We start from the raw sequence: 13,290 nt of genomic DNA on the forward strand, positions 1-13,290 counted from the left end.
CCGTCAGCCCAGCCCGACCAACCGCTCGACGAGGGCGGCGTGGATGGCGGCACTCTCCACCAGCTCGGCGCGGCTGATGAACTCGTTGGCGGCGTGCCCCTCGGAACCGCCGCCGGGGCCGAAATTCACGATCTCGATGCCGTCCCCGGCGAACCAGCGGCCGTCGCTCGCCCCCACCGCGTCGGTGAAGGCGGCGGCCCGCCCGGTCACCGCTTCCACCGCTCCGGCCAGCGCCGTCACCAGGGCACCCGTGCGGGAGGAGGCGAAGCCGTTGGTGCCGCGCATCAGCTCGGCGCTCCAGCTCCCCTCCGGCTCGCCGGCCGCCTTCAGTGCGGCGACGATTTCGGCATGGGCGCCGTCCACCGTCTCCGTCGGCAGCAGGCGGCGGTCGATCTCCGCCCGGCAGCGGCTCGGCACCACGTTGGTGTTGGTGCCGCCGTGGAGCTGGCCGAGATTGACCGTGGAGCGCAGCGGCCCGTCCACGCGGCGCCGGATGTCGGCGAACAGCGTCGCCTCCAGCCGGGCCAGCAGGCGCAGCATGCGCTCGACCGCGTTGTCGCCCGTCTCGGGCGCTCCGGCATGGGCGGCGCGGCCGGTGGTCTCGATGCCCACCCACATCACGCCGCGTTCCGCCGTGATCAGCGTGTTGGCGGTGGGGGCACCCAGGCACAGCAGGTCCGGCTTCACCAGCCCGGCGCGGCGCAGATAGGCCATGCCGTGCGGGCCCAGGCTCTCCTCGTCGGTGACGAAGGTGAAGGTCACCGTTCCCCGCCGCGGGCCGCCGCGCCGCGCGATCTCCGCCGCCAGCCACAGATGGACGGCCATGGAGCCCTTGCAGTTCGACGCCCCCAGCCCGTAAAGCCGGTCGCCGTCCGCCGTCAACGCGAAGGGGTCGCTGCGCCAGCCAGCATCGTCGCCCACGCCCACCGTGTCGGCGTGCGCGTTGAACACCAGATGCGGCCCGCCCTCCCCAATGGAGGCGACCACGTTGTCGAGCCCCGGCCGTTCGGCGTGCACACCGACGCGGTAGCCGAGCGCCTCCAGCTCCGGCACCAGCAGCGGCGTCAGTCCGCTGGTGTCGCCCGGCGGGTAGGCGGTCGGCACCGCCACGAGGCGGGCGAGCGTGGCGACGAGGGCGTCGGCATCGACAGTCATGGCGCGCGATCCGGTCAGAGGGTGAAGCGCAGACCGAAGGAATCCACGATGTCGCGCATCGCGGCGTCCACGTCCGCCGGCAGCGGCAGGCGCGGCGGGCGCGGCGCCCCGGCGCCGAAGCCCATGTGGGTCAGCAGCGCCTTGGTGCCGGCGACGTAGCGCTGGCCGCCCACCGCCTCGATCACCGGCAGCCACTTCAGGTAGAGCGCGTGCGCCTCGCGGACATCGTCCTCGTCGGCGACCAGCTCGAACAGGCGCGACAGCGGCCGCGGCGCCACGTTGGACGCCACAGCCACCCAGCCCTGCGCCCCTTCCACGAAGGATTCGAAGCCGAGGATGCCGCCGAACACCGTCATCCGGTCGCCGCAGAGCCGGATGATGTCGCGCACCCGCGTCACCTCCAGCGTCGATTCCTTGATGTAGTCGCAGCCGTCGATCTCGGCGATGCGGGCGACCAGCGCCGGCTTCAGGTCGACATTGGCGGTCGCCGGGTTGTTGTAGACCATGATCGGGATGCCGATCCCCTCCGCGACGGTGCGGTAGTGGTGGACCAGCTCGTCGTCGGTGGGGGTGGAATAGAAGGGCGGGATGATCATCACGCCGTCGGCACCCATCGCCTCGGCCTTGCGGCTCAGGCGCAGCGCCTCGCGCGTGTCCTCCGCCCCGGTGCCGATCAGCACCGGCACCCGCCCGGCGGCGGTGCCGATGACGGTGGAGGCGACGCCGTCGCGCTCCTCCTCGCTCAGCGACAGGAATTCGCCGGTCGACCCCAGTGGGATCAGGCCGTGGATGCCGTTGCGGATCTGCCATTCGGTCAGGTCCGCCATCGCCTTCAGATCGACACGGCCCTCGGCGTCGTAGGGCGTGATCATCACGGTGTAGGTGCCGCGAAAGCTCTTGCTCATGGATTCCACCATCGGCCGGATGCCGGCCCGAAACTCGGGGAGAGGGGAGGGGGTCAGCGCTGGTCGCTCTCGGCGCCGGCGCCGTTCTGCTGGTAGGCGCGCCCGAAACGGGCCTCGATGCGGCGCTGGACCAGGTCCCACAGGGTGGTGATGAGGAGGTAGTAGATGGCCGCCACCGCGAACAGCTCCAGCACCATGAACTTCTCCTGGATCAGCACCTGCGTGCGGCGCAGCAGCTCCTCCATGGAGATGACCGAGGTGACGGAGGTGGTCTTGAGAAGACCGTTCACGGAGTTGCCGAGCGGCGGGATGATGATGCGCAGCGCCTGCGGCATGACGATGTAGCGCATGATCTGCGCCTCCCGCATGCCGAGTGCCCGCGATGCCCGGACCTGCCCCTGCGGCACCGCCAGGATGCCGGAGCGCACGATCTCCGCCAGATAGGCGGCCTCGTTCAGCGTCAGCCCGATCAGCGCCGATTCCACGACGCTGAGCCGGATGCCGAGCTGCGGCAGGCCGGTGTAGATGACGATCAGCTGCACCAGCAGCGGCGTGCCGCGGAACAGCCACACATAGGCCCCCGCCGGCGCCGAGACGAGGCGCCGCGGGGACAGTCTCATCAGCGCCAGGATGAAACCCAGGATGAGGCCGCCCACGATGGAGACCGCCGTGAGCCAGAGCGTGGTGAGCGCCCCTTCCATGATGTACGGGTTGGTCAGATAGTCGAAGAAACCCGACCAGCTCCAGACCTGCATCGCCTCCTCCCGGGTCTATCGAATGCCGATCAGGTCGCCGGGCCGGCGAGGGTCAGATCCCCGTCGGTCGGCAGCGCGCCGAACTGGTCGAACAGCTTCTGGTAGGAGCCGTCGGCTTTCATCTCGTTCAGCACCTTCAGAACGGCCTCGGCCAGCGGCTTGTTCTTGAAGGCCAGCGCCACGGGCGTGGCGTAGAGGCCGTGCAGCGCGCGGGCGAAGTCGCCGCGATCCGAATACTCCTTCGCCACGCCATCGATCGACACGACAGCCTCGACCTGGCCGGCGCGCAGCGCCTGGTAGGCGAGCGCGAAGTTGTCGAAGGTGCGGATGGTCATGGGCGCTAGGCCCTTGCCCTTCAGCTCCTCGTTCAGCGCCTTGGTCTTGTTCTCCTCGAAGCCGCCGATCTCGACGCCCACGGTCTTGCCGGCGAGATCCTCGGGCTTGGTCACGGTGGCGCCCTTGCCGGCCGGCACGGAGATGCTGATCGCCTGCTTCTCGTAGGGGATCATCTGCATCAGGTTGGCGCGCGCCGGCGTGAAGAAGATGCCGGTGTTGATCATGTCCCAGCGGCCGGACTGCAGGCCGGGGATCATCGCCGAGAACTCGATCCGGATGTATTCCGGCGTCAGGCACAGGCGCTTGGCGATCTCCGTGCCGAGCTCGACGCGCATGCCCTTCAGCGTGCCGGTCTGGTCCACATACTGGAGCGGCGGCAGGGTGGGGTTGGTCGACATCACCAGCGTGCCCGGCTTGACCAGCGCCGAATCCGGCACCGCGGGCTTGCAGCCCTGGGCCAGGGCGGGGCCGGCGGCGAGCATGCCGAGGGCGGCCAGGGTGGCCAGACGGGAAGTCCTGTTCACGAGCATTCTTGTCCCTCCTTGTTGGGCGCTGGCCGGCGTCGTGTCCGGTGGACGGCCCGTACAGGAAGGCCATGGGTCCACGATCGGCATGCGGATGGTATACCAATTTAATACACAGAGCGCACTACGACGCAAGGGGGCGCGTGGCGTTCCCGCTGTGATCGACGCCCGGAAACGGGGTGTGGCGTCGGGTCCGGCAGCCCGCTCAAAAGCCCGCGAGCGTGCGTTTTCGGACGTTGCGGATATGGGTCGCCATCGCGCTTTTGACACGTTCGGGACGGCGTTCGCGCAGCGCGTCCACCAACGCCCGATGGTCGGCGGCGCCCGGGCTGATGCGGGCTGGCACCGTCTGGCGCTCGAAGATCTCGGTGTAGCGGCGCATCTCGCGGATCGTCTTGGCGAGGAAGGGATTGCCGCTGCGGTCGGCCAGCGTGCCGTGCAGCAGCTCGTCGAAGGCCCAATGTTGTTCCCGGGTCGGGGCGTCGGCGGCCTCGATCGCGCGCAGCGTGGCGTCGATCCGCTCCAGCTCCTCGTCCATCACCCGCGGTGTGGCGAGAGACGCCGCCTGCGGCTCGATCAGCGCCCGCACATCCAGGCTGTGCAGGTAATCCTCCAGCGTGATCACCCGCACCGTCAGCAGCCGCTCGGTCAGCCGGACCAGCAGACCCTCGCCCTCCAGACGGTTCAGCGCGTCGCGCATCGGGCTGCGCGACACGCCCAGCGCCTGGGCCAGCTTGCGCTCCTGGATGACGGTGCCGCCGGGGAGCACGCAGCGGATGATGTCGCCGAGAACGGAGCGGTAGGCACCCTCGGCCAGCTTCCCCGATTCCGCGCCGCTGTGCTCGTCCATCCGACCGGTCTTCCCCTGGTTGCGCTTCCGGGATATTCAGGGGTGCTTGACCGATTGTCCACCGTCGGCATACCACCGACCGCTTCCGGCACCGGAGAGACCAGCGGCATGGCCGACGACATCAGCGTACCCGAAACCCCTGTGGAAGCGGGCTCCAATCTGGCGGGTCAGGCCTACACCGCCGTGTCGGACATGATCCGGCACCGCCGCCTGCGCGGCGGCGAGGCGATCGTCGAGAGCCGGCTGGCTGAAGCACTGGGCATCTCCCGCACCCCGCTCCGCGAGGCCCTGCAACGGCTGGAAGGGGAGGGGATGGTGGTCAAGGCGACCGGCCGCTCCTTCGTCGTGCGCCGCGTCGATCTCGGCGAATATCTCCAGAGCCTCAAGGTGCGCGAAATCCTGGAGCCGGAGGCCGCCGTGCTCGCCATCGGCCGCATCCCCGGCCGCAAGTTCATCGACGTGCGCCGCGAGATCGAGGAGCTGCTGAGCGCCACCACCCACCACACCGACGCCCACTGGCAATCCGACGACAACCTGCACAACCTGTTCATCGACCATTGCGCCAACGAGGTGATGGGCCGAATCCTGCGCCAGATGCGCGCGACCACCCGGCTGTTCGAGATCGACCGGCTGAAGGACCGCCTCGTGCCCGACTCCACCGAGCACCTGACCATCATCCGCGCGCTGGAGTCGGGTGACGCAAAGGCCACCCGCAAGGCCACCGCCGCCCACATCGACAGCCTGATCCGCTTCGCGCTCGCGCAGGTGCGTTGACCCTCGCGCAGGCGCGTTGACCGATGCGCGGTTGACAGCGCCCCGCGTCTCCGCGAGACAATGGCGGCCATGTCCAGACCGATCCTGAAGCGCCGTGACCTCCTCATCGGAAGCGGCGCGCTGGCGCTGATCTCCTGGCCGGCCCTGGCGGCGCCCTCGGCGCCGCGCCGGCTCTCCTTGAAGAACCAGAACACCGGCGAGAGTTTCGACGGCCCTTACCGCGATGCGGCGGGACCGTTGCCCGACGCCATGGCGGATCTCGGCAAATTCCTGCGCGACCATCATTCCGGCACCGTCGGCCCGATCGATGTGGGGGCGCTGGATTTCCTGGCCGATCTGATGGACGCCATCGGCCACGGCAAGGCCACCATCCTGTCGGCCTTCCGCACGCCGAAGACCAACGCCATGCTGGCGGCCAAGGGCTTCGGCGTGGCGGAGAACAGCCAGCACCTCTATGGCCGGGCGCTCGACATCACCTTCCCCAGCAAGCTGGAGGACGCGCACAGCGCGGCGCTGGGCATGAAGCGCGGCGGGGTGGGGTGGTATCCGGCCTCCCACTTCCTGCACATCGACACCGGGCCGGTGCGCAATTGGGAGATGTTCGGCAGCGGGTTGGACGGCTTGTTCGCCTTCGGCCGCGGACGGCCGCCGACGGTGGCCCAGCGCATGAAGCTGCACCGGGCGCTCGCCCGCCGGCAGAAGAGCCTGCGCCCCTGACCTGACAGCGGGCGACCTCATGGACAGGCCCGAGGGTAGGAACGGCGGTCCCGCGGCACCAGTTTCATGGCGACGGTCAAACCCGGTCACGGAGGAGCCCGCCCATGACTCTTCGCCCTTTCTCCCGCCGCACCGCTCTCGCGGGAGCCGCGGCCTTCGCCGCCGCGTCCGGTCTTCGGCCCGGCCGTCCGTCGGCGCGGCCGGCTTCGCCGGAGCTGCGCCGCATCCCGTCGTCCGGCGAGGCGATCCCCGCTGTCGGGCTGGGAAGCTGGATCACCTTCAACGTCGGCGACGACGCGGCACTGCGCCGCGAATGCACCGCCGTGATGGCGGCGTTCCTCGACGCGGGCGGGCGGATGATCGACTCCTCTCCCATGTATGGCTCGGCGCAGGCGGTGATCGGCCATGGGCTGGCAGCACTCGGGCATCCGCCCGCCGTGTTCGCCACGGACAAGGTCTGGACCTCGGCCGGCAGTGACGGGCCGGTGCAGATCGAACGGTCGCGCGGGCTGTGGGGCGTGGAGCGGTTCGATCTGCTCCAGGTCCACAACCTGCTGGGCTGGGAGGCGCATCTGCGCACCCTGTTCGCGATGAAGGAACAGGGGCGGCTGCGCTACGCCGGGATCACCACCTCGGAGGGGCGGCGGCATGATCTGGTGGAACGGATCATGCGCACGCAGCCGATCGATTTCGTCCAGATCAGCTACAACATCCTCGACCGCGAGGTGGAGGGCCGCATCCTGCCGCTGGCGCAGGAGCGCGGCATCGCCGTGATCGTCAACCGGCCCTTCCGCCAGGGTTCCCTGACCCGCCGGCTGGAGGGCACCCCGCTCCCCGGCTGGGCGGCGGAGATCGGCGCCACCACCTGGGCGCAGGCCATCCTGAAATTCATCCTGTCCCACCCCGCGGTGACGGTGACGATCCCCGCCACCACGCGCCCCGACCATGCCCGCGAGAATGTCGCGGCGGCCACCGGTCCGCTGCCCGACGACGCGCTGCGCCGGCGCATGGCGGACGATGTGGGCGATCTGTGATGGCGGACTGGTGGAGTTATTCGCTTGAGGATTTCCTGCTCTTCTCGCCGCGTGTCTACTGGCGGATGTTCGCTCTTCACAACGAGGCGGTGTGGCCGCTGCACCTGGCGGCGCTGCCGATCGGGCTGACCCTGGTCTGGTGGACGGCGCGGCCCCGCCCGTGGTCCGGACGGGTCGTCGCGGTGGCGTTGGCCCTCGTCTGGGCCTGGGTTGCCTGGAGCTTCCTGTGGTCCCGCTACGCGACGATCAACTGGGCGGCGCCGTGGCTGGCGGGTGGCTTCGCCCTGCAAGCGCTGCTGCTGCTCGGGCTCGGAGCCTTTGGAGCGGGGATGCCGCGGGTGGTGCCGCCGTCGGTGCCGCGGGTGATCGGGTGGGCGCTTCTTCTGCACGGGCTTCTGCTGCACCCGTTCACCGGCATGATCGCCGGGCACCCGCCGGCGGCGGCCGAGCTGTTCGGCATCGCGCCCGATCCGACGGCCATCGCGACGCTGGGACTGGCGGTGCTGATGACCGGGGGGACGGCGGCCTGGGTGGTCATGGTCATTCCTCTGGGCTGGTGCGCGGTGAGCTGGGCGACCTTGCACACCATGGGCGGGCCGGAGGGGGCGATCCCGGCAACCGCGGCCGTCCTGGCCGTCGCCGGCCGCGCTTGGCCTACCACCAATGCGCGCAAGCCTTTGTGACGTCTGGTTTCATCGCGTTAACCATTGCCGGACAGAGTGGAGGTCAACCCGTCATCCACAGATCGCGAGCGACGTCATGGACAGCCTGCAGATCGGCGAGATCTCCCGCCGCTACCGTTCCGGCCAGAGCACCTCCGATATCGCCCGCGATCTGCGGCTCCGTTCCGTGGATGTGATCGCCTGCATCCGCGGCCTGCAGCCGCCGTCCATGGCCACCCGCATCGCGCGTCCCTCCGCCGCGATCCCGGCCACAACAATCCCGGCCACAACGATGCCGGCTGCGGCCCCGGCTCCGGCCAAGGCCGAACCGGCGCGCACGCCGGCGGCCCGTCCCCTGCGCCGACCCGCTCCTGTGCCACAGCCGGTCCTGCCGGAGGTCTCCGGCGAACTCGACGACCTGGACGAGGACGAGCCGGTGATCCGACAGGGGTGCCCGCCGGGCTGGCTGGTGACCGAGGCCGAATACCACGCCGCGTTCGAGCGGTCGGGTGGCCGTTTCGTGGACGCCGTGTTCAAGCACCGCTGACGGGCGGGGCACCGCCGGCCATCGCGCGGGTGCCTTCCGCTCCCCGCATGCGGGCGGGGGTGGACCTTTGCGGAAGGGCGGGGCAGGGTGATGCGGGGAACGGCCGGCGGCCGCCCCCGCCCCGTTTCCCGTTCCGGAGCCCGCCCGCATGCTCTTCGACTTCGCCGACCTCGCCCCGAGGGACCGGTACAAGCTGATGGCCTCCACCATCCTGCCGCGCCCCATCGCCTGGGTGGTGACGGAGAGCCCGGAGGGCCGGCGCAACGCGGCGCCCTTCTCCTTCTTCAACATGTTCTCCGACGATCCGCCGGTGGTGTGCCTGGGCATCGGCGCCCGTGCCGGCGACCCGAAGGACACCGCCCGCAACATCCGCGAGACCGGACAGTTCGTCGTCAATCTGGTGTCGGAGGCGGTGGCGGAGCGGATGAACGTCACCGCCATCGAGTTCGGGCCGGAGGTCGATGAACTGGCGGAAGCCGGGTTGGAGACGGCGCCTTCCGTCAAGGTCCGCCCGCCCCGCATCGCCTGCAGCCCGGTGGCGCTGGAGTGCGAACGCATGACCATCCTGGAGCTCGGCCCCAGCCGGTCGCTGGTGGTCGGCCAAGTGCTCGCCATGCACATCCACGACGACGCGGTCCTCGACGCCGCGAAATGCTACGTCGACACCCCGAAGCTCGGCCTCGTCGCGCGCATGCACGGGCGCGGCTGGTACGCCCGCTCCACCGACCTGTTCGACATGCCCCGCATCGATGTGGCGGACTGGCGCGAGCGGCATCCGGCGCAAGACGCTGTTGAGAATCATTCGCACTCGGACTAATCTCGCCCGGATGGCCGGCGTTGCGGCCGGCCTTGCGACGGACGACCGGGTTGGATCACGACAGGGGCAGGCTCGAACTCTTCCTCAGCCATCGGGCCGCGCTGGTCGATTACGCCACGCCGATCGTCGGCTGCCGGGCGCGGGCCGAGGACATCGTGCAGGAATCCTACCTCCGCTTCGCCAACCCGCGGGCGGAGGAGGACGCGCTGCGCCAGCCCGTCGCCTATCTCTACCGGATCGTCCGCAACCTCGCCTTCGACTGCGTGCGCCGGCTGGCCGCGGAATCGCGCCGCGACGATTCCCGCAGCCACATCGAGGAGGCCGAGCCGCTGGCGCCCTCGCCGGAGGAGCTGCTGATCCATCGGGACGAGCTGAAGCGGATCGACGCCGCGCTGGCCGGCCTTCCCGACCGGACACGGCTGGCCTTCGAGCTGCACCGCTTCGGCGGCTTGACCTTCCAGCAGATCGCCGAGCGGCTGGGCGTCTCCGTCGCCACTGCCCACCGGCTGACCCGCGACGCCATGGTCCGGGTCATGCGCAGCCTGATCGAGCCCGACCGGTGACACGGCCCGCGCCCTGTCGTGAGAAAAAGCCCGGCGTGGAACGTCTACTCAGGGGATGGGTGCGGCCGGGCGGGCCGCGTCGCCCGCGTACGGATCGGACGGCATGATGAGCGGCCCTGGCGAAGGCATTCCCGACAGCATTCTGGAGCAGGCGGCGGACTGGCTGTTCCGGCTGCACGCGGAGCCGGACGACCCGGAGACGCGGAACGGCCTCGACGCCTGGATCGCCGCGGATCCGCGGCACGCCCGCGCCTGGGCGGTGGCGGGCCGTGCCTGGGCCGGGACCGGGGCCATCGGCCCGGTCCTGACGGCGGAGCCCGCCGCCCCATTGGTGGTGCCGCTGCGCCCGCGCGTCGCCAGATCGCGGCGGTGGCGCGTGGCCGGCATGGCGCTGGCGGCCGGCATCGCCGCCTTGGCGCTGATGCCATTCGTCCAGATCCGTCTGACCGCCGATCACTGGACGGGTGCCGCGGAGTTGCGGGAGGTCACCCTGGCCGACGGCTCGCGCGTCGTGCTCGCCGGCGACAGCGCCATAGACAGCCGGTTGGACGGTGACCGGCGCACGGTATCCCTGCTGGAGGGGGAGGCTTTCTTCCGAGTTGCGCACGACCGGGCGCGGCCCTTCGTCGTGCGCGTGCCGGGGGCGACCATCACCGTCACCGGCACCGCCTTCGATGTCGACGTCACCGGCAACACCGTGGCGGTGGCGGTGGCCGAGGGTTCGGTGTCCGTCGCCCACGCGGCCGGGGAGGAGAGTCTGACACCGGGCGGAAGCCTGCTGATCGATCGCGGAACCGGCACCGTCCACCGTCGCGCCATCGACCCCGCCGATGTCGCGGCGTGGCGCGGCGGGCGGCTGGTGGTTGCGGACCGCCCGCTCGAGTCCGTCATCGACACCATCCGCCGCAACCACAGCGGCGCGATCCTGGTCACCGGCGGCGGGCTGGACGACCGGCGGGTGACCGGCGTCTACGACCTGACCGACCCGGCACGGGCGCTGCGCGCCCTGGTCGGCCCTTACGGCGGCACGGTGCGGGCGGTCACCCCCTGGCTACTCGTCGTTTCCACCTCCTGACGCGATTTTTTCCGGTGCCGCGCGAGAAATCACGGCGCCGGCTTCGTCACCTGCCTGAAAGTGCGAATGACACGCACTCGCCGAATTGGTCATGATGGGGGCAGAGGGTGTTGCGAGCGGATCATGTACCGGCCGGTGTGCCGACGGCGGCGTGGCTGATGGGGGGAACGGCGTTGGCGCTGGTGGCGATGGCGATGCCCGGCGCCGCGGTCGCGGCGGAGCCGGGGCCGTCCAACCGGGGAACGGAGGTGACCCAGGCCGGCGACGCCGTCGATTTCGCCATCGCCGCGCAGGCGCTGGACGGCGCGGTCACCGCCTTCGGCCGGCAGTCGGGCTGGCAAGTGTCGGTGGACCAGCCGGTGCTGGCCGGCCGGACCAGCCCCGGTGTGAATGGACGGATGGCGCCACGCGACGCGCTGGCCCGTCTGCTGGCCGGCACCGGGGTGGTGTGGCGGATGACCGACAGCCGCACCGTCGTGCTGGAGCCGGCCCCCGCCGACGGCGCCATGGTGCTGGAGCCGGTGACGGTGGAAGGCCGCGTCCTGGCGCCGGCCCAGGCGGAGATCGGCAACCTGCCGCCCGCCTATGCCGGCGGGCAGGTGGCGCGCGGCGGCAGGGTCGGGATGCTGGGCAACCGCGACGTGATGGACACGCCCTTCAACCAGTCCAGCTACACCGCGAAGACCATGGCCGACCAGCAGGCGCGCAGCGTCGCCGACGTCGCTGCCAACGACGCCTCGGTGCGGGCCTCCTGGCCCGGCACCGGCTATTCGGTGCCGCTGATGATCCGCGGCTTCGCCTCCAGCAACCAGGACTTCGCCTTCAATGGCCTGTACGGCGTGGTGCCGGCGCTGACCGTGGCGGTGGAGATGGCGGAACGCGTGGAAATCCTGAAAGGGCCCAACGCGCTGCTCGTCGGCATGGCGCCCACGGGGAGCGTCGGTGGCACCGTCAACCTCGTGCCGAAGCGGGCGGAGGACGAGCCGCTGACCCGCCTGACCACCAGCTACCTGTCGGACGGGCAGTTCGGCGGGCATGTCGATGTCGGTCGCCGCTTCGGCGCCGACAAGCAGTTCGGCGTGCGCTTCAACGGCCTGTACCGCGATGGGGACACCGCGGTCGATGACCAGTCGCAGCAGATGGGCCTTGCGGTCGCCGGGCTGGATTTCCGCGGTGAGCGGGTGCGGGTGTCCGCCGATCTGGGCTATCAGAAGCAGAAGTTGGACGCGCCGACCCTGATCACCTATGTCGGACCCGGCACCCCGGTGCCCAAGGCCCCGGACACCTCCTCCAACTGGTTCCAGCCCTGGAGCTGGGTGGACATCGAGGACATATTCGGTGCCGTGAGGGCGGAGGCCGACCTGACGTCGGACTGGACCGCCTTCGCCGCGGTCGGTGCGCGCGACACGGGGTTCGAGCGGCTGACCTACTTCCCGACGGTGACCAACGCCGCCGGCGACCTCACCGGCAACGCCGCCCATTTCAAGCAGCACTACGTCACCGACACGCAGGAAATCGGTGTGCGCGGGCGTCTGACGACCGGGCCGGTGGACCACCAGCTCACCGTCAGCGGCACCCGGTTCCACCAGCGGACGGAGGGGCTGACCCGGACCATCGCCGGCACCATCCGCTCCAACCTGTACGAACCCGTGACGGCGGCGGAGCCGGCGACCCGTGATTTCGACCCGCCGAAGACCAGCGACAGCACCCTGTCGAGCCTCGCCATCGGCGATGTCCTCTCGGTGCTGGACGAGCGGGTGCAGCTCATCGGCGGGCTGCGGCACCAGCGTGTGCTGACCCGGAACTACAGCACCACGACGGGGGCCGTCACCACCCGCTACCGCGAGACGGCGGTGACCCCGGCCGCGGGGCTGGTGGTGAAGCCCTGGCACAACGTGTCGCTCTACGGCAACTACATCGAGGGGCTGCAGCAGGGCGTGGTGGTCGGCGGCACCTACGCCAACGCCGGACAGGTTCTGCCCCCCTATGTCTCCAAGCAGATCGAGGCGGGGGTGAAGGTCGATTGGGGCAGCGTCGTGACCACCCTCAGCGCCTTCCGCATCACCCAGCCCAGCGCCACCGCCACCAGCTCCACCGGTGTGCTGGGGGTGGATGGCGAGCAGCGCAACCGCGGGCTGGAGTTCCAATCCTATGGCGAGCTGGTTCCGGGCGTCCGGCTGCTGGGCGGCGTCAGCCTCACCGATCCGACCCTGACCCGTACCGCGAACGGCACCAACGACGGCAAGGACGCGCCCGGCGTGCCGCGCTGGCAGGTGAACGCGGGTGCCGAATGGGACGCGCCCTTCCTGCCGGGACTGACCCTGTCCGGCCGCGTCATCCACACCGGCTCGCAATATGTGGACAACGCCAACACCCAGAGCATCCCGAGCTGGACGCGGTTCGACATCGGCGCCCGCTACCGCATCGAGACGGCGGGCATGCCCATCACCATCCGCGCCAACGTCGAGAACCTGTTCGACCGGGACTATTGGGCGTCCTCGTCCTACGCGCCCGGCTGGCTGGCGCCGGGGGCGCCGCGAACCTTCCTCCTGTCAACAACCTTCGAGTTCTGATGC

Annotated in this window: 14 protein-coding genes; 9 read left to right on the top strand and 5 right to left on the bottom strand. The window is 70.4% G+C overall.

What is annotated here, in order from left to right:
• Window positions 1-3 precede the first annotated feature (3 nt).
• The 5 genes from HL658_RS28410 to HL658_RS28430 form a co-directional block, all read right to left on the bottom strand.
• A complete protein-coding gene (locus HL658_RS28410; protein WP_180285820.1) occupies window positions 4-1,155 on the bottom strand; it encodes a M20 family metallopeptidase in 1,152 nt (383 codons plus the stop codon).
• A 14-nt stretch (window positions 1,156-1,169) separates the two neighbouring features.
• Window positions 1,170-2,060 carry a dihydrodipicolinate synthase family protein gene (locus HL658_RS28415; protein ID WP_180285819.1) on the bottom strand — a complete coding sequence of 297 codons (891 nt, stop codon included), beginning with the start codon at window positions 2,058-2,060 and terminating at the stop codon, window positions 1,170-1,172.
• Window positions 2,061-2,113: 53 nt separating this feature from the next.
• Entirely contained in the window at window positions 2,114-2,815 is a 702-nt protein-coding gene (locus HL658_RS28420; protein WP_180285818.1) for an amino acid ABC transporter permease, read from the bottom strand.
• A gap of 29 nt (window positions 2,816-2,844) precedes the next feature.
• Complete coding sequence (locus HL658_RS28425; RefSeq protein ID WP_343055376.1) at window positions 2,845-3,675, bottom strand: ABC transporter substrate-binding protein; 831 nt, start codon at window positions 3,673-3,675, stop codon at window positions 2,845-2,847.
• Window positions 3,676-3,880: 205 nt separating this feature from the next.
• The gene (locus HL658_RS28430) at window positions 3,881-4,525 is read right to left on the bottom strand and encodes a GntR family transcriptional regulator (protein ID WP_180285816.1); all 645 of its coding nucleotides are present in this window, start codon (window positions 4,523-4,525) and stop codon (window positions 3,881-3,883) included.
• A gap of 108 nt (window positions 4,526-4,633) precedes the next feature.
• Between HL658_RS28430 and HL658_RS28435 the strand changes: the two genes are divergently transcribed.
• The 9 genes from HL658_RS28435 to HL658_RS28475 all read left to right on the top strand — a co-directional run bounded on the left by HL658_RS28435 (window position 4,634) and on the right by HL658_RS28475 (window position 13,287).
• Window positions 4,634-5,299 (top strand): GntR family transcriptional regulator, encoded by a 666-nt coding sequence (locus tag HL658_RS28435; RefSeq protein WP_180285815.1) that lies wholly within the window; start codon window positions 4,634-4,636, stop codon window positions 5,297-5,299.
• 69 nt (window positions 5,300-5,368) lie between these two features.
• Window positions 5,369-6,016 (top strand): YcbK family protein, encoded by a 648-nt coding sequence (locus HL658_RS28440; protein WP_180285814.1) that lies wholly within the window; start codon window positions 5,369-5,371, stop codon window positions 6,014-6,016.
• A gap of 104 nt (window positions 6,017-6,120) precedes the next feature.
• Window positions 6,121-7,050: an aldo/keto reductase gene (locus HL658_RS28445; RefSeq protein WP_180285813.1), complete on the top strand. Its 930-nt coding sequence runs from the start codon at window positions 6,121-6,123 to the stop codon at window positions 7,048-7,050.
• Window positions 7,050-7,733, top strand: coding sequence for a DUF6064 family protein (locus HL658_RS28450; protein ID WP_180285812.1), 684 nt, complete (start codon window positions 7,050-7,052; stop codon window positions 7,731-7,733). Before HL658_RS28445 ends, HL658_RS28450 begins: the two co-directional genes overlap by 1 nt.
• A gap of 76 nt (window positions 7,734-7,809) precedes the next feature.
• A complete protein-coding gene (locus HL658_RS28455) occupies window positions 7,810-8,259 on the top strand; it encodes a hypothetical protein (protein WP_180285811.1) in 450 nt (149 codons plus the stop codon).
• A gap of 148 nt (window positions 8,260-8,407) precedes the next feature.
• Window positions 8,408-9,076, top strand: a complete 669-nt coding sequence (locus HL658_RS28460) for a flavin reductase family protein (protein WP_180285810.1) — start codon at window positions 8,408-8,410, stop codon at window positions 9,074-9,076.
• A 50-nt stretch (window positions 9,077-9,126) separates the two neighbouring features.
• Window positions 9,127-9,639 carry a sigma-70 family RNA polymerase sigma factor gene (locus HL658_RS28465; RefSeq protein ID WP_180285809.1) on the top strand — a complete coding sequence of 171 codons (513 nt, stop codon included), beginning with the start codon at window positions 9,127-9,129 and terminating at the stop codon, window positions 9,637-9,639.
• 103 nt (window positions 9,640-9,742) lie between these two features.
• The gene (locus HL658_RS28470; protein WP_246337995.1) at window positions 9,743-10,714 is read left to right on the top strand and encodes a FecR family protein; all 972 of its coding nucleotides are present in this window, start codon (window positions 9,743-9,745) and stop codon (window positions 10,712-10,714) included.
• 110 nt (window positions 10,715-10,824) lie between these two features.
• The gene (locus tag HL658_RS28475; RefSeq protein WP_180285808.1) at window positions 10,825-13,287 is read left to right on the top strand and encodes a TonB-dependent receptor; all 2,463 of its coding nucleotides are present in this window, start codon (window positions 10,825-10,827) and stop codon (window positions 13,285-13,287) included.
• Window positions 13,288-13,290: the final 3 nt, after the last annotated feature.

This window comes from Azospirillum oleiclasticum (assembly GCF_013423485.1).
Taxonomy (GTDB): Bacteria; Pseudomonadota; Alphaproteobacteria; order Azospirillales; family Azospirillaceae; genus Azospirillum; species Azospirillum oleiclasticum.